The 16,563-nt window shown below is 68.0% G+C and carries 16 protein-coding genes; 12 read left to right on the forward strand and 4 right to left on the reverse strand.

Translation table 11 applies throughout. The annotated features are described in order from the left end of the window. Positions 1–2 precede the first annotated feature (2 nt). From AMYHA_RS15070 to AMYHA_RS27070, 5 genes are all read left to right on the forward strand, one after another. The gene (locus tag AMYHA_RS15070; RefSeq protein ID WP_034271907.1) at positions 3–719 is read left to right on the forward strand and encodes a sulfite exporter TauE/SafE family protein; all 717 of its coding nucleotides are present in this window, start codon (positions 3–5) and stop codon (positions 717–719) included. Positions 720–1,097: 378 nt separating this feature from the next. Then, on the forward strand, positions 1,098–1,928 hold the full coding sequence (locus AMYHA_RS15075; RefSeq protein WP_196776902.1) for a L,D-transpeptidase: 831 nt from the start codon (positions 1,098–1,100) through the stop codon (positions 1,926–1,928). A gap of 18 nt (positions 1,929–1,946) precedes the next feature. Continuing rightward, positions 1,947–2,795 (forward strand): hypothetical protein, encoded by an 849-nt coding sequence (locus AMYHA_RS25865; RefSeq protein WP_051399953.1) that lies wholly within the window; start codon positions 1,947–1,949, stop codon positions 2,793–2,795. A gap of 374 nt (positions 2,796–3,169) precedes the next feature. Beyond that, positions 3,170–4,039, forward strand: a complete 870-nt coding sequence (locus tag AMYHA_RS15085) for a L,D-transpeptidase family protein (RefSeq protein ID WP_231104763.1) — start codon at positions 3,170–3,172, stop codon at positions 4,037–4,039. Positions 4,040–4,054: 15 nt separating this feature from the next. After that, positions 4,055–4,831 carry a choice-of-anchor P family protein gene (locus tag AMYHA_RS27070; RefSeq protein WP_157362130.1) on the forward strand — a complete coding sequence of 259 codons (777 nt, stop codon included), beginning with the start codon at positions 4,055–4,057 and terminating at the stop codon, positions 4,829–4,831. 319 nt (positions 4,832–5,150) lie between these two features. Here AMYHA_RS27070 and egtD read toward each other — a convergent pair whose 3' ends face one another. After that, a complete protein-coding gene (gene egtD / locus AMYHA_RS15100; protein WP_034271909.1) occupies positions 5,151–6,119 on the reverse strand; it encodes an L-histidine N(alpha)-methyltransferase in 969 nt (322 codons plus the stop codon). Between the two features lie 88 nt (positions 6,120–6,207). Further along, complete coding sequence (locus AMYHA_RS15105) at positions 6,208–7,125, reverse strand: LysR family transcriptional regulator (protein ID WP_034271911.1); 918 nt, start codon at positions 7,123–7,125, stop codon at positions 6,208–6,210. 358 nt (positions 7,126–7,483) lie between these two features. Between AMYHA_RS15105 and AMYHA_RS15110 the strand changes: the two genes are divergently transcribed. The 7 genes from AMYHA_RS15110 (at position 7,484) to AMYHA_RS15140 (ending at position 15,953) form a co-directional block, all read left to right on the forward strand. Further along, a complete protein-coding gene (locus AMYHA_RS15110) occupies positions 7,484–8,677 on the forward strand; it encodes a Glu/Leu/Phe/Val dehydrogenase dimerization domain-containing protein (RefSeq protein ID WP_157362542.1) in 1,194 nt (397 codons plus the stop codon). Positions 8,678–8,760: 83 nt separating this feature from the next. Beyond that, positions 8,761–9,348, forward strand: a complete 588-nt coding sequence (locus AMYHA_RS15115; protein WP_034271915.1) for a TetR/AcrR family transcriptional regulator — start codon at positions 8,761–8,763, stop codon at positions 9,346–9,348. Positions 9,349–9,610: 262 nt separating this feature from the next. Next, the gene (locus tag AMYHA_RS15120) at positions 9,611–10,954 is read left to right on the forward strand and encodes a hemolysin family protein (RefSeq protein ID WP_034271917.1); all 1,344 of its coding nucleotides are present in this window, start codon (positions 9,611–9,613) and stop codon (positions 10,952–10,954) included. Further along, positions 10,951–12,027: a hemolysin family protein gene (locus tag AMYHA_RS15125; protein WP_034271919.1), complete on the forward strand. Its 1,077-nt coding sequence runs from the start codon at positions 10,951–10,953 to the stop codon at positions 12,025–12,027. Before AMYHA_RS15120 ends, AMYHA_RS15125 begins: the two co-directional genes overlap by 4 nt. Beyond that, positions 12,024–12,908, forward strand: a complete 885-nt coding sequence (locus AMYHA_RS15130) for a hypothetical protein (protein WP_034271921.1) — start codon at positions 12,024–12,026, stop codon at positions 12,906–12,908. Before AMYHA_RS15125 ends, AMYHA_RS15130 begins: the two co-directional genes overlap by 4 nt. Positions 12,909–13,060: 152 nt before the next feature. Continuing rightward, positions 13,061–14,575 (forward strand): hypothetical protein, encoded by a 1,515-nt coding sequence (locus AMYHA_RS25870; RefSeq protein WP_051399956.1) that lies wholly within the window; start codon positions 13,061–13,063, stop codon positions 14,573–14,575. Positions 14,576–14,687: 112 nt separating this feature from the next. Next, a complete protein-coding gene (locus tag AMYHA_RS15140) occupies positions 14,688–15,953 on the forward strand; it encodes an MFS transporter (protein ID WP_157362132.1) in 1,266 nt (421 codons plus the stop codon). A 14-nt stretch (positions 15,954–15,967) separates the two neighbouring features. Here the strand turns inward: AMYHA_RS15140 and AMYHA_RS15145 are convergent, their stop codons facing one another. Both AMYHA_RS15145 and AMYHA_RS15150 read right to left on the reverse strand, forming a co-directional pair. Next, positions 15,968–16,339 carry a type II toxin-antitoxin system death-on-curing family toxin gene (locus tag AMYHA_RS15145; protein ID WP_034271923.1) on the reverse strand — a complete coding sequence of 124 codons (372 nt, stop codon included), beginning with the start codon at positions 16,337–16,339 and terminating at the stop codon, positions 15,968–15,970. Next, positions 16,336–16,539 (reverse strand): ribbon-helix-helix protein, CopG family, encoded by a 204-nt coding sequence (locus AMYHA_RS15150; protein ID WP_196776903.1) that lies wholly within the window; start codon positions 16,537–16,539, stop codon positions 16,336–16,338. The genes AMYHA_RS15145 and AMYHA_RS15150 overlap by 4 nt, the downstream gene beginning before the upstream one ends. Positions 16,540–16,563 lie beyond the last annotated feature (24 nt).

Genomic DNA, 16,563 nt, shown 5'->3' on the forward strand with positions numbered 1-16,563 from the left:
CGGTGACCACGACGCTTGTGATCGCGGGACTGGTGCTGTTGCTCGGCGCGCTCGTGCAGGGCGTCGTCGGCTACGGCATGAACCTCGTCGTCGCTCCCATGCTGACGCTCCTTGACCCGAGCCTGGTGCCGGTGCCGCTGCTGCTCATCGCGTCGGTGCACGCCCTGCTCGCCGCCACGCGCGAACGCGGGCACGCCGACTGGCATGGCGTCGGCTGGGCTATAGCCGGACGTCTTCCCGGTATCGCCATCGGCGTCGCCGTCGTCGCGCTGCTGCCGCCTAGCCCGTTCGCGGTGGCCGTCGCGCTCTCGGTGTTGATCTGCGTCGGGCTGTCCCTGCTGACGTGGCGACCCACCCCGACACCGCGCTCGCTCCTGGTCGCAGGGGTCGCCAGCGGCACCTTCGGTACCGCGGCCGCCATCGGCGGTCCCCCGATCGCCCTGCTCTACCAGCACGCCACCGGCCCGACCATCCGTGCGACGCTCGCGGTGTACTTCGCGGTCGGCAGCCTCATCTCGGTCGGCGGGCTCGCGCTTTCCGGTCAGGTGCACGGCGAACCGGTGCTGCACGCCGCGCTGCTGCTGCCGTTCCTGTTCGGCGGGTTCTGGCTGTCCACGCCGTTGCGGCGGTTCATCGACGGCCGCTGGATGCGGCCCGCCGTGCTGGTCGTCGCGGTCAGCAGTGCGTTCGCCCTGGTCGGCCGCGCCCTGCTCGGGTAGCGCCGCGCCACGCATCGCCGTGACACCTCATCGCACCATCGAGTGAAATCGCTGCCGAATTCGCGTGGACACTCGTGGCTTCATTCCTCGCGATTTCGTTGTCACTCCGACACCGCGCTGTGACCATTTCCCCTTGCCGCGCCGTGCATCCGGACGTCACGCCGTTGACCTGCGAATTCACTCGCGCACGCCGTGCCGCACACCGCCGGGGCGTGGCGCGCGGGCGTACCACGCCCCAGGCACCAGCCCTCATCACACGCTGGAGTGAGTGGCCAGTACCACAGTTGCGCTGTAACGTTTCGCACGTCGCGATGGATATACCAGACAACGACGGTCTAGTCGCTATGACCGCTGCCCTGACGAGGAAAGCCCACTTTTGTGACAAGCCAGGACGTCCCGCGCACGCCACGGGGGGACAGTGCGTCGACGAGACTCGCCTACGTGCTGACCGGCGTGCTGCTTGTCGCCCTTGGGCTGGTCGCCGTCCTGATCGTGTCGGCGGGAGCTGATCCGGTCACCGGTAAGCCTGCCGCAAGCACCAAGCCTGCCAAGCTCAGCTCGCTGGTCGAGTCAACAACGCACACCAGGCTGGACCAGGCCCCTGCCGACCCGAACCCCCAGCAGGCGACCGAGGGCTGGATCGTGCGACCCACGAAGGTCATCGCCCTGCGCGACGCACCTGGCGGGCGCGCGTTCGGCAAGGTTGGCCCGAATCAGATCGGCGAGACGTGGCTGCCCGTCATCGACCAGCGGGAACAGTGGACCAGGGTGCTGCTGCCGTCCAAACCCAACGGCTCGACCGGCTGGCTGCGCAGCGCGCACCTGAAGCGCACGTTCACCCCGTACCTCATCCGCGTACATCTGTCCTCGATGCGACTGGAGCTGTTCTTCGAGGGACGCGAGATGAACAGCTGGACGATTGGGATCGGTGAACCCGACACGCCGACACCAACCGGCCGTACCTTCGTGCTCGGGTCTATCGTTGATCCCGATCAAACGTACTCACCCATAATCCTTCCGCTCGGCTCCCACAGCGACACGCTCGACAGCTTCGGCGGGGGCCCAGGAACGGTGGCGATCCATACCTGGCCAACCACCGATGTCCTCGGGACCGCGAGCAGCAACGGCTGCATCCGGGTTCCGCAGGAGGCGCTCAACCAACTCACCCAAGTTCCGCTCGGGACGCTCGTCCTGGTGGATCAGCAGTAACCCAAGAAGGGCAACCCTATGAGACCTCGTGCGCTGGCGGGCGCCGGAGCCACCGCGCTGGGTGCGGTCACGGCTATCGCCGCCCTTGTCATCGGAACCACGGCTGGCTACGCCGAGACCGTCCCGTCCTCGGCCTACGGCATCGCGGCGGAAGGCCCCGTGCCGATCGAGCCGACGCCGTTTGTCGAGTCCACCGACGGCAGCAGGCAAGAGAACTCGGCGTTTACGCTGCCCGAGAACCCGCTGGTGTCGCTGGAAGTGGCCAAGGTCGTCGCCGATGAGCAGAGCGCGTCGGCCCAGCTGCTCAACCTCGGCCTCGTGCCCGGCGCCGAACTGCCCGAGCAGCTGTCCGCACTGAACGAGCCGCTGCAGCAGCTCACGTCTGGACTGGAACCGGCGTGTACCGCGGAGAACCCCGCCAAAGACGTGAACGAGGCGATCGACGACCTGCTCGGCGGCGGGATTGGCGATCAGCTCGACCCACAGCGGCTATGTGACAGCATCACCGCAACGGAGATGCCAGCGCTGGTCACCATCGAACTGGTGGAGGTCGCCTGTGACGCGACCAGCGGGTCCGTCCAGATCGCGAACGTCGCCCTGCTTGGCCAGCAGGTGGAGATTCCACCGTTGGAGGAAGAGACGCCGATCCTGCCGGACAATCCCCTGGTCACGATCACCGCCAACAAGCAGACCACCCACGACGACGGCTCGTTCACCGTCGTCGGGCTGGAGATCGACCTCGGTGACGGAACCGAGGTGATCACGCTGGGTTCGGCCACGTGCGGATTCATCGAGCCTGACGAGCCGGAGAAGCCGACCGCGCCGCCGCCCACTCCTGTCACGACGGGACTCCCTGTGACGGGCTGATCCGGCCGACGACTATCCGAACAGAAAGGTGCTTCCATCTCATGGTGGAGGCACCTTTCTGCTGTCCGGATAAACACCCGTAGCGTATTTACTCTGCGTTAGCGGGTTGACGATGTTTACGTTTCACACAACAACCGTTAACCTCGCCAACAATTTGTCACTCGATAGTATGGTTTCGCGGCCCTGCTGTGCACGGACGGCGTACGCCAAGTAGTCCGTTGGACCTACCAAATACCCAGCGACACGCCCATTGGACCCCCTGATTTGGTGCGTTCAGCGGGCGTGTACTGTGCTCCCATCCAACATCGTTTTAATGTCCCGACCACTTGGCACCGATCCCCACCGGAGCCACGCAGACAAAGGGTTTCAGCAATTTGACCAACGACGAGTTCGAGTCCAGCAATGGCGCGAGCGCACCCGCGGCGAATAACACCTCGGGGCGCAGCTGGAAATTCATTCTCATCTCCGCTGGTGCGGGAGTTCTCGTGGTGGCGCTCGTGCTCGGCGGCGTCATGTGGTTCAGCGGAGGCACCTCTGGCGACCCGCAGGCGGCTCCGCAGGCGGCCGAGACCGCTGGCGAGGTCGACCTCGCGGCGCTCACCGAGTCCACAACGCACACGAAGCTCGACGACGCTCCCCGCGACAGCGCTCCGCAGGAAACCACCGACGGCACCGTGGTGCACCCGCAGCAGATGACCAAGATCTACGATGCGCCAGATGGCACCGCGTTCGCCAAGATCGGCCCGAAGCAGCTCGGTGACACTTGGCTGCCGGTCATCGACACGCAAGATGGCTGGTCGCAGGTGCTGCTGCCGTCCAAGCCCAACGGAGCGACCGGATGGGTCAGCGATGACGCCGTCGTCCGCGACACCACGCCGTACCTGATCCGGGTGCACCTGGGCTCTCGCACGATCGAGCTGCGCAAGGACGGGGAGCAGCTCGGCTCCTGGCCGATCGGCATCGGCAAGGAGGACACCCCGACCCCGACTGGACGGACGTTCCTGCTCGGTTCGTTCGTCGACCCCAACCAAGATTTCTCCCCGGTCATCCTCCCGCTTGGTTCGCACAGCGAAACGCTGGACACCTTCGGCGGGGGACCGGGAACGGTCGCCATCCACACCTGGCCGACCTCAGACGTCTTCGGGACCAGGTCCAGCCACGGCTGCATCCAGGTTCCCAAGGACGCGCTCAATCGCCTCACCGAGGTACCACTGGGGACGCTCGTCCTCGTGGATCAGCACTGATAAGGAGTTCAATCAATGCGCAGATCTACCGCAGGAGCGGCAGCAGCGGCCATCGGTGCCGCTACCGCTGTGACGGCGCTTGTCATTGGCGCCACGACCGGTTCGGCCGCGACCGGTGAGTCGTCGGCCTACTCCGTCGACGCCAACGGCCTCATCGACATCGAGCCACAGCACGCGGTGTCGTCCGACGGCACGACGGCGGAGTCCGACGAGCTGGTCAAGATTCCGGACAACGAGCTCCTGACCGCGCGCGTCCTCGGCACGAACGCCGACGGCAGCACGGCCTCCGCAAGGGTCGCGGAAGCCAGCGTCGGCGGCGGTCAGCTCAACGCCCAGCTGATCGAGGTGTCCTGCGAGGGCAACAGCGGCCAGACGACGCTCGTCGGCCTTCAGATCCCCGGCCAGGACTTCGACGAGCGGATCCAGCCGGAGCCGAACACCGAGGTCATCCCCGAGCAGCTGGTTGACATCGCGAAGATCACGCTGAACCGCCAGACCCAGAACGACGACGGCTCGTTCACGGTCGACGGTGTCGTCGTTGACCTCGTCGATGGCACCCAGGAGGTCATCGTGAGCTCGGCGACCTGCGCGCCTGACGGTGGCGCCGACGACGGTGGCGTCGACGACGGCGGTGCTGACGACGGCGGTGCCGACGGTGGCGCTGATGGCGGTGCCGACGATGGCGGTGCTGACGGCGGCGCTGATGGCGGTGCTGACGGTGGCGCCGACGACGGTGGCCCCGGCGCGACGAAGCCGGCCCCGATCACCACGGGCCTGCCGGTGACCGGCTGATCTCAGCCAGACTGGCTTTCAGCGCGAAGGCCCGCCTCGCGAGGATGTCCTCGGGAGGCGGGCCTTCGCCTATGTTTGGGGGGCTTCGGTGCCCGTGCGGGTGCATGCCGCGCGGCGAGTGTGGACATATCAGTCTAAATCGGACCACACGACCGGCCGATTCAGATGATCTTGAGGCGTTGTGGTCGCCATAACGACCACGATGCCTATAGCTTCCACTGTGGACAGTCGACGTCCGCACGAGACCGAGCCGGACAATGCCGGACGACTGCGGACGACGGCGGCAGGATGCCGCCACAGACAGCCGCCCGACGTCCACCTACACCGCGCGGGCGAGCACCAGACTGAACCGTCCCTCGGCGTCCGTCCAGCGGGATGCCTGCTCGAACCCAGCCTTCACCAGCTCCCCCTCGATCACCTCGGGACGGAACTTCGTCGAGATCTCGGTGCGCATCTCCTCGCCCTCGGCGAACCGTACGTCGAGACCGAGTTCGGGCACCGTCACCGCCATGTCCTCCCGCGCGCGCAGCCGCATCTCGATCCACTCGCGCTCCGGGTCCCACACCGCGACGTGGTCGAATGCCGACACCACGAAGTCCGCACCCAGCTCCCGGTTCAGCACCCGCAGCACGTTCCGGTTGAACTCCGCCGTCACGCCCTGCGCGTCGTCATAGGCGCGCAGTAACACCTCGGGCGACTTGACGAGGTCCGCGCCAAGCAGCAGCCACTCCCCCGGATCCAGCACGTCACGCACCTCGGACAAGAACCGCGCCCGCTCGTCCGGCAGCAGGTTGCCGATCGTGCTGCCGAGAAACGCCACCAATCGTGGTTCGTCGCCCTCGATGCGATCCATATGCGCGGTGAAGTCGGCGACGACGCCGTGTACCCGCAAACCTGGATAGTCGGCCGCGATCGTGTCGGCCGCTTCGCGAAGCGCGGTCTCGGAGACGTCGAGCGGCACCATGTCGTGCAGCGTGCCCGCCTCGCGCAGCGCATCCAGCAGCAGCCGAGTCTTCTCCGACGAACCCGAACCCAGCTCGATCAGTGTCCGCGCCCGCGTGGTCGCGGCGATCTCGGCCGCCCGGTCGGCGAGGATCTCCCGTTCCGCCCGGAACGGGTAGTACTCCGGCAGCGCCGTGATCCGCTCGAACAGCACGCTGCCGTCGGCGTCGTAGAACCACTTGGGTGGTAACGACTTCGGCGTCGACGTCAACCCTTCCTTGACGTCGCGGCGCAAGCTCTCGCTCAGGTAGTCCGTCGTGAGATGGACTTCGATGGTCGCTGTCATGCTGTGAACAGTAGCCCGACGACGGCGCGTGCCGCACACGCCAGTTCGGTGACTGGGATGCCACAAGCCATAGACCGGGCGGACGACGTCACCGCCCCGCTGCCGAGAGTCCCATCTCCGCGGCCGTCGAGCGCACGACGTCGATCACCAGGTTCAGCGCGGGACGGCGCAGCGCCGTGCTGCGGTAGACGATCGACATGCTCCTGGTCAGCGGGGTGGTGAGGGCGAGCGCGTCCATGCCGGGCGGGGCGAGGGTGAGCGCGAGGTCCGATACCAGCGTGATGCCGAGACCGGCGGCCACCATCGACATCGCCGTCGACTGTTCTTCGACCTCATGGGTGATCTCGAGCTTGAATCCCGCGCGCAGACAGGCTGCCCGGACGGCGGTGCCGTAGTGGCTTTTCGGGCTGCACAGGATCCACGGATGCTCGGCGAGATCGGACAGCGCGATCGGTCCGTCCCCCAGCGTGCCGGCCGCCGCGGCGACGTGCAGCCGCTCGACGGCGATCTGCGAGCCGAGCAACCCGGCTTCCATCGGCATCGGCGCGTCCGGGTAGTCGAGGACGAACGCGAGATCCAGATCGCCGTTGGCGACGGCCTTCGCGCACGACTCCGGCGGCAGCTGCTTGGTCTTGATATGGATGCCCGCGTGTCTGCTGCTGATCGTGCGCAGCGCTTGCGGCAGCAGGCCCGCCGCGACAGTCGCGAACACCCCCGCTCTGAGCGTGACGGTCGAGGTCTCCTGCGCCTCCTCAAGCGCGAGCGAGGCGCGCTCGACGGCATCGAGGATCTCCTCGGCGTGCGCGGCGAGCAGCATGCCGAACTCGGTCAGCTGGACCCGCCGTCCCACCCGCTCGAACAGCCGGGCGCCGACGTCGCGTTCCAGCTGCGCGAGTTGCTGCGACACAGCGGACGCGGTGTAGTGCAGCGCTGCCGCCGCGGCGGTAACCGTACCCTTGCGGTGCAGCTCCCGAAGCATCCGCAATCGATGCAACGACAGTTCCATACGAGAACCCTACGAGAACTGATCGCCTTCTCGATTGCGCGGCGCGGCGCGGCCACGGCACCCATCACGGTGACGCGGCGGGACCGACCCGCTCATTAGCCCGCTGACCTGCGGAAAAGTGGTGCCGTCGATGATGTACGAACCCTGAACATGGCTGTGCAGGATCCGTAACTAGACGGGGCGCGCTCGGGGAGCACACCCTGGCAGTACCGCCGGTGATCACAAAACCGTAGTCCGGCTTCACACCAGTACTCAGAGCGGCGCGACCACGTCGCTCGGTCACTGCTGTGCGCACGGGCAGGGGGAACACGAACCGCGGCACACGGACAACACGAACGCCAGGAGGTGGGTTGGAATGATGAGTGCGAACGTCACCGAACCGACGGTCCGGGTGACCTGGACTGATCCGGTGACCGGCACGCACGGCTACCTAGTCGTGCACAGCCTCGTCTCCGGCATCGCCACCGGCGGCACACGGATGCGGCCCGGTTGCACGTTGTCCGAGGTGGAGGACCTCGCCAGGGGTATGGCGACCAAGACCGCGACGTTCAACCTGCCAGTGGGCGGCGCCAAAGGTGGCATCGACTTCGACCCGAAGCACCCGGAGGCCCGCGGTGTGCTGCTGCGGTTCTGCGAGGCCATGCGGCCGTGGCTGGACAGGCACTGGGTCACCGCCGAGGACCTCGGCGTGCCGCAGCACTTCATCGACGACGTCTTCGCCGAGTTGGGGCTGCAGCAGTCGTACCACGCGGCGATCAGCCGTTCCTCCGACCCGCAGCTGACGCTGCAGCGGGTGCACGCCGGTCTGAACACCCCGGTGCCTGGCGGGCTGCTGCTCGGTGACGTGATCGGCGGCTACGGCGTCGCGCAGGCATGCCTCGGCGTGGCGAACGCGTGGGGCATGGCCGAGGCCGACACCACGGTGGCGATCCAGGGCGTCGGCACCATGGGCGGCGGCGCGGCCTGGTACCTGCACGAGGCGGGGGTCACCGTGGTCGCGGTGGCCGACGCGGCTGGCACGCTGTACGACCCGGAGGGCTTGGACGTCCCCGCGCTGCTCGAGCTGCGGGACCGCTACGGCGAGATCGACCGGACGGCGGTGCCCGAGCGGGTGTGGCGGCTCGATCGGGACGCCATCGCGGGCATCAGCGCGGACATCTTCGTGCCCGCCGCGGTGTCGTACACGATCCGCGAGGACAACGCCATGGACGTCGCGGCCCGCGCCGTCGTCGAAGCGGCGAACGCGGCGACCACCCCGCGGGCGGAGGCGATGCTGGCCGCGCGGAACATTCCAGTGATCCCGGACTTCATCGCCAACGCCGGTGCCGCGACGTGGGCGTGGTGGCTGCTGCTCGGCGAAGTCGGCGCGGAGCCCGCCGACTCGTTCCTGCGGCTGCGCAGTGAGATGCAGTCCAAGGTGGCGCTGGTCCTCGGCGACTGGGACACCTCCCGGGTGCCACCCCGCACGACCGGGCTGGCCATCGCCGACCGCAACCGCGCGGACCGGCTCGCGGAAGAAGCCGTCGGCCGCGGGGCGCTGGTCGTGCCATAGCGGCGATGCACGGATGGACCGACACACGTCACAGTACGTACGTACGGATTGCGTTAGGCTGACCCTGGTGTCAAGATCGCAGGGTGCCCAGGGTCAGCCAGCACCATCTCGACGCCCGCCGCAGGCAGATCCTCGACGGCGCCCGCGTCTGCTTCGCGCGCCATGGCTACGAGGGCGCGACCGTACGGCGGCTGGAGGAGACGATCGGCCTCTCCCGAGGTGCGATCTTCCACCACTTCAAGGACAAGGAGTCGCTGTTCCTCGCCCTCGCCGAGGATGACGCCGCCCGGATGGCCGATGTCGTCGCCGAGCAGGGCTTGGTGCAGGTCATGCGCAAGCTACTCGCCGGTGACGGTGAGCACCCCGCCGACTGGCTCGGCACCCGGCTCGAGGTGTCCCGGCGGCTGCGCACCGACCCGGACTTCCGGCGGCGCTGGGCCGAGCGCTCGCAGCAGCTCACCACCGCGACCCGGAACCGGCTGCTGCGCCGCCGCGAAGCCGGCCAGCTCAGGCAGGACGTCGATATCAACGTCTTGACGTCGTTCCTCGAGCTGGTGCTGGAAGGACTGGTCTCCCACCTCGCCATGGGCCTGCCAGCCGACGATCTGGAGCCGGTGCTCGACCTCGTCGAGGAGACCACCCGGCGGCACCAGCCCCAGGAGGACGAGTGAAGCCCTCCGGCCCTGCGCATCCGCTATCCGGAGGAAGTACCCTAAAGCTAGGCACGGCGTAGCATGATGTCCCGTTGGTCGGATTACGCCTCCGGCGTGCCACCCTACGTACCCGAGCCCACTGGGCCTACCCGCCAGACTTCACGAGGAGTGAGACGTTTCCCGTGCGCGATGCGCAGTCATCGGGCGACAGTACCGAGCCGGGCTTACCGCCCGGCGAACCCCAAGCGATCTGCCCTGCCCCGATCCGGGGTGCTGACTGATGGACGTCGTACTCACCATCGGCGGCGTCACTCTCTTCTTGCTGCTGACCGTCGGCACCGGTCTCGCGGTCGCCGCTGAGTTCTCTCTCACCGCGCTGGAGCGCAGCACCGTCGACGCCAACGTGCGCCAGGTCGGTGACCGCCGCTCCAAGACCGTCCTCAGGGCGCACCGGACACTCTCGTTCCAGCTGTCAGGCGCCCAGGTCGCCATCACCATCACCACGCTGGTCAGCGGATATCTTGCTGAACCCATCATCGGCAGCCTGCTACGCCCGGCGCTCGACGCGGTTGGTCTCGGCGAGGCAGCGGCGCGGGCGACGTCGTTGACGCTGGCGCTGCTCATCGCGACCTCGTTGTCCATGATCATCGGCGAGATGGTGCCGAAGAACCTGGCCATCGCCAGGCCACTCGCCACCGCCCGCGCCGTCGCCGGGTATCACGCCGGGTTTTCCTCGCTGTTCGGCTGGCTGATCCGGCTGATGAACAACAGCGCGAACCGGGTGGTGAGCAAGTTCGGCATCGAGCCAGCCGAGGAATTACGTTCCGCCCGCTCGCCGCAGGAACTCGGCTCGATCGTGCGCTCCAGCGCCGAACACGGCACCTTGGAGTCGGAGACGGCGGTTCTGCTGGACAAGTCATTGCGCTTCGGCGACCGCACCGCCGATGAGCTGATGACGCCCCGGGTGCAGCTCGCCTCGCTATCGGCGGACAGCTCGGTCAACCAGCTCCTCTCGCTCGCCCGCGAGACCGGCTTCTCCCGCTTCCCGGTCTACAGCGAGGATCTCGACGACATCGGCGGCGCGGTGCACATCAAGCAGGCGTTCACCGTGCCGATAGCCGAGCGCAACCAGGTCAAGGCCGGTGCGCTGATGCGTCCGGTCCCCACGGTGCCCGAGTCACTGCCCGGCGACGCGCTGCTGAACCGGCTTCGCGACTCCAGCTTCCAGCTCGCCATCGTCGTCGACGAGTACGGCGGTACGGCCGGACTGGTCACGCTGGAGGACGTCGTCGAGGAGATCGTCGGTGACGTCCGAGACGAGCACGATGTCGGCGAGGCGCCGCCCTCGCAGCGCATCGACGAGGACAGCTGGCTGGTCTCCGGGCAGCTGCGGCCGGACGAGCTGGCCGACGCCACTGGATTCGAGATGCCGGAGGGCGACTACGAGACCGTCGCCGGGCTGGTGCTCACGCTGCTGGGAGAGATTCCCGCACAAGGCGAGTACGTCGACGTCGACGGCTGGCGGCTCACCGTCACCAGCATGGACCGGCACCGCATCGCGGAGCTGAGCGTGCACCGGCTCAACGGCGTCACCAACGACGAGCGTGCGGAGGTGGACCAGTGAATGACCTGGTCGCGATCCTGCTGATCGTGCTACTCCTCGCCGCGAACGCGTTCTTCGTCGGCGCCGAGTTCGCCCTGATCTCGTCGCGCCGCGACCGGCTGGAGGCGCTGCTCGAGCAGGGTATGCAGCGGGCGCGGATCGTGATCAACGCGAGCAAGAACGTGTCGCTGATGCTGGCGGGCGCGCAGCTCGGCATCACCATCTGTTCGCTGCTGCTGCTCACTGTCGGCGAACCGGCGGTAGCACACCAGCTCGAGCTGGCGGTCGGTCTGTTCGGGCTGGACCTGCCCATCTACGTGGTGCACGCCATCTCGTTCACCGTTGCACTTGGCGTGATGACGCTGCTGCACGTGCTTCTCGGCGAGATGGTGCCGAAGAACTTGGCGATCGCGGAGCCGGAGCGGCTGGCGCTGTGGCTGGTGCCGGTACACGTCGGCTGGGTCAAGATCGCGCGGCCGTTCATCTGGTTGCTGAACTTCCTCGCCAACTCGCTACTGCGCCTGGTGCGGGTCACCCCGAAGGACGAGCTCGAGACCGCCTACACCTCGCACGAGCTGGCTGAACTGCTCAGTGAATCGCGCCGGGAAGGTCTGCTGGAGCGTTCCGAACACCGCAGGCTCAGCCAGGCGCTGTCCTCGGCGGCCAAGTCGGTCGCCGACGTGCTCGTCCCCAACGCGGAGCTGACGACGCTGCCGCGCGGCGCCACCGTCGGCGACGTCGAGCGCGCGGTGTCGTCCACCGGCTTCTCCCGGTTCCCGATCAGGACGCCAAGCGGCAAGCTGACCGGATACATCCACGTCAAGGACATCCTCGACCTCGCCAATGCCGCACCGGACACCACGGTGCCCGCGCAGAAGCTCCGGCGGCTGACGACGTTGCGCTCGGACGCACGGCTGGATCAGGCGCTCTCGACGATGCGCCACGACAACAGCCACCTCGCCACGGTCGTCGGCGAGGACGGTGGCATCGTCGGGGTGGTGGCGCTGGAGGACATGCTGGAGGAATACGTCGGCACGGTCCGCGATGGCACCCACGTCACGATCGGCCGCAGACCCCACCCCAGGACGGCATGATCGCTGCCGAACACCTGCCGGAGCGGGAGTGGCAGGCACTGGCGGCCGCTCACCGCGACCGGATGCGTATCTGGACCGCGCCGCACCGCGCGCGCAAGGCGCGGAGCGAGCCCCATCCGGTGTTCGACTTCCTGTTCACCTACTACTCGCACCGGCCGTCGCTGCTGGAACGCTGGCATCCCGGCCCGTCGCGGGTGCTCGCTGGGGACGCGGCACGAGATTTCCTGCGCCGCGACGAGTACATCGCCACCCCCGACGGCGTGCGGCTGGATCTCACTCGGCTGTCGGCGAAACGGCTCAGCACGGTGCGGTTCATCCGTTCGCTGCTGCGCGCGACCGCCGACCGCCCCGCGCGACTGAACTGCTTCGGGCTGCACGAGTGGGCCATGGTGTACCGGCTCAGCGACGACGAGGTTCGCCACGCCGGGGTGCCGTTGCGGCTCGGCGGCTCGGGAACCGACGACGTCGTTGAGTCGCTGGACATCCGGTGCAGCCACTACGACGCCTTCCGGTTCTTCACCAAGCCCGCTACTCCACGTAACACTCTGTCCCCCACTCGTGCGACCCAGCGAGACCACGAGCAACCGGGCTGCCTGCACGCCAACATGGACGTCTACAAGTGGGCGTACAAGCTCTATCCGTACGTACCAGCCGAGTTGGTCGCCGACTGTTTCGAGCTCGCCGCCGAGATAAGGGAGATGGACATGCGAGCGAGTCCCTACGACCTCTCCGACTACGGCTACCAGGCGATTCATATTGAAACCCCCGAGGGGAGGGCGGAGTACGCCCGGCGTCAGGCTGCCTTCGCGCGCCGGTCAGCACCGTTGCGGAAACGGCTCATCGAGGTGTGTGACACGCTGCTCGCCGACGCAGCGTTGTGATCTCTCTCGCACTAGGCACCGAATGGACTAGCATCACGGTCCGTTTCCGGAGTGTCGTCACGATTGGTCGCCCCATGTGACCTGTTGGAGTGATAGGGTTCATGGCCGACAAAGCGACGGCATCGATTCGATCTCGAAAGGATATCGACAGTATGGGGCGACACAGCAGGCCCGATCCGCCCCCGAGCCGGCGCAGTCTCGAACCTTCCCCTCACTCAGCACCGCAGGGACGCAGACGACGCGCGGTCGACGAAGACCACCCCAGCGGCCCGCTCCCCCAGGTTTCCGGCTACCACGAACCGATCACGTCGCCCCCCGACGACCTGAGCGACCTAGAGGCGCCCACGCGCAGGAATCAGTCCGGCGAGGACATCAGCGGCCTGGCGGGCGCGGACGCCACCGAATCCGGATACTTCGGCGGCGCCGGATATTTCAGTGACTTCGGCGGCTACACGGACATCGGCGACTCTCGGGACGACTCCGACGTCCGCGTGCTCGCGGGACTCGGGTATGACCTCGGAAACCCCGACGTTGAGAGCCTGGACAGCGCCGGTGGCATCGAGGAGCTGGAAGCCCCCACGACGAAGACCTCGCCCGACGACCTGGACGTCCCGACCACCAAGACGTCCGGCACCGCGGAGCTGGAGGCGCCCACGACGAAGACGTCCTTCGGGATGAAACGCCGCCGTCGCCGCGAGCCAGAGCCGGACGTTCCCGAGGACCTGGACGCGCCCACCCGCAAGCACTCGCCCGGCCCGAAACGACGTCGCGCGGAACCCACCGAGGACGAGCTCCGGCAGAAGCGCCGTCGGTCTACGGAGAAGGCCGGGCGGCGCGCCGCGCCGGCCGAGTCCGCACCGACGGCGGAGGCGAGCGGCGACGCGACCGAAGGCGCGCCGGACGACAGCGCCGTCCCGAGCACGACGTCGTCCCGCGCGGAGCGCGCTGCGTCCGCGGAACGGTCCGGCGCGAAGAAGCGGCCCACGCGGCCGAGGCCAGGGCCGTGGTCGAAGCACGCCGGGTCGGCGCGCACGGAAGCCAGCGCGGAGGCGAAGTCCCGCACGGAGTCGCCTGCCGAGTCCGAGTCTCGCTCGGCGGCGCAGCCAAGCGAAACCGGCTATCACCGTGCCGTCGGCACGTCCCGGCGCGGAATCGCCAAGTGGCCGGTCGCGGTCGCGGCCGTGCTCGCGCTACTCGCGCTCGGCGGGCTGGGTGCGGTCTGGGCGAACAAGACACTCAACGCGCAGGCCGAAGCCGAGGCCAACAGCTGCACCGAGGGCAACCGCACGCTGCGGGTCACGACGACACCGACCATCGAGGACGCCGTCACCACGGCCGCCACGAAGTGGAACGCCGACAAGCCGCCGGTGTACTCGCACTGCGCCACCGTCGAAGTTACCGCGAAGGCCTCGGACAAGGTGCTGCCGACGCTGCGTAAGACCAAGGCCACCGCGGTGCCCGCCGTCTGGATCACGCCGTCAGCCGAATGGGCCGAGAAGCTCGCCAAGACGAACCCGGAACGGGTGTCGAGCACCGCGGAGCCGCTGAAGAACGCCAATGGCACCTATTACACCTACGTCGTCGTGGGTGGCTCGGGTGTGGACGAGATCCAGCAACGGGCGGCGCAGAAGTTCCGCGACTACGTGCGCGAGGTCTTGGCGCAGTAGCCGCGCGGTACGTCCCGGGTTGTCCGGCGCGCCCTGTCTGGCGCGGTGAGCCACCCCACCCGGGGTACCTACACACCGGCGTCGCCGTCCAGTGACGAGGGATGATGCCGGAGTGACCACCCGCGCGCCCGCAGCCCCGCCACGACGGCACGTGCGCCGTCGCGCGCTCGCGCTGCTGCTGATCGGCACGGCCGTCGTGCACACGACGATGTTCCTGTCGAAGCCGATCGTGTCGTACCGGGTGCTCGCGCTCGGCGGCGACGAGATCGACGTCGGTGTGGTCGCGGCGGCCAGCGCGTTGTTGCCGATCTTCCTCGCGATTCCGATGGGCCGGTTCTCCGACAGGGGACGCGTGCCGATACTGCTCGTATCCGGCGCGATCGTGCTGATCGCGGGACCACTAGGACTGGCCAACGTCGAGTCGATACTCGGCGTCGGACTGGTCAACGCGGCCTACGGGTTCGGTCTGCTGGCGTTGATGGTCGCCGGGCAGGCGGTGGTCGTGGCACTGTCCGGACCGGGTGAGCGTGACCGCAACTTCGGCTGGTTCACCGCGTCGGCGTCGCTGGGACAAATGCTCGGGCCGCTGCTTGGCGGCTGGGTGATGGGCGCGTCGAGCGGCCCGCTGCTGGCCGACACCACCGCGGCGTTCCTGACCGGCAGCGGTGTCGCGGTCGGCGCACTGCTCGCGTACGGCCTTGTCGTGGTGGTCTTACGAGGCAGCGCGGCGTTCGGACCGAGCGTTTCGGAGACGTCACGTGCCGACGGCACCGCTGGCGCATCGAACAGCGCCTCGGACAGTGCCGGGCGCGGCTCCGCACTGGCGCTGCTGCGGAACCGGCAACTCGCGGTGGCGGTGTTCGTCAGCTTCGCGTTCATCTCCGGCGTCGACCTGCTCATCGCCTATCTGCCGGTGTTCGGTGAGCACGCCGGGCTCTCCCCCAGCCTGGTCGGCACGATGCTCGCCATCAGGGCAGGACTGTCGTTCATCACCAGGCTGTTCCTCGACTCACTGGTGCGGCTGGCGGGACGGCTGGTGGTGATCGTGGTCAGCGCCGCCGTGGCGACCGCGACGATGCTCGCCATCGTCGTCAGCTCGGGCCCATTCATGCTCGGCGCGTTGATGGTCCTGCTGGGCCTGACGCTGGGCCTCGGCCAGCCGCTGACGATGACCTGGGTCGTGGAACAAGCGCCGCAGCGGCTGCGCGCGACGGCGCTGGCGCTGCGGATCACCGGCAACCGCGTCGCGCAGACGACCGCGCCCGCGCTCGCGGGCGGACTGTCCAGCCTGATCGGCGTCGCGGGACCGTTCGTGCTCGCTGCCCTCTTGCTCGGCGCGGCGGGCGCGAGCGTCGTGCCATTCCTGCGGTCCCGCTGAGCAGCGCGGCGGACTCACCACGCCGTAGTCGTGAGCCGCGCGGCGATCAGATCGACGTCGTCCAGGTCGCCTGCCGCGACAGCCATCACCAGTTCGTAGGCTTCGTCGTCGGTCAGCGTCAACCGCAGACCGTTGACGCCGAGGTACGTGAAGGTCGCGGCCAGTGCCAGTCGTTTGTTGCCGTCGATGAGCGGATGGTTGCGGGCGAGGGAATGCAGCAGTGCTGCCGCCTTCTCAGTCAGCGACGGGTAGGCATCCTTCCCGAAGATCATAGCCTGCGGGCGAGCGAGCGCAGCTTCCAGCATGCCCGCATCCCGGATGGGGACGTCACCCGCAAGAGTGCGGTCCGCGATGTGTAGCAGATCCTCGAATTCGAGATGAATCATTCGCCGAGGCGCCGCAACGCCTCAGCGTAGCGGGGCAGTTCGGAGTCCAGAACGCGGTCGACGAGATCCCGCTTGCTCGTACGCTCGATGTAGTCCCGCACGGCAGTGCGGGCGACGTCCTGCATCGACCGGTTCTCCAGCTCGGCACGCCGACGCAGCGCGTCGGCCTCGTCGTCCGAAAGCCGCAAGGTCATCGCCATAAGGTGATGGTATCAGATTGATAC

The sequence above is a fragment of the Haloechinothrix halophila YIM 93223 genome, assembly GCF_000504245.1.
GTDB classification, from domain to species: domain Bacteria; phylum Actinomycetota; class Actinomycetes; order Mycobacteriales; family Pseudonocardiaceae; genus Haloechinothrix_A; species Haloechinothrix_A halophila.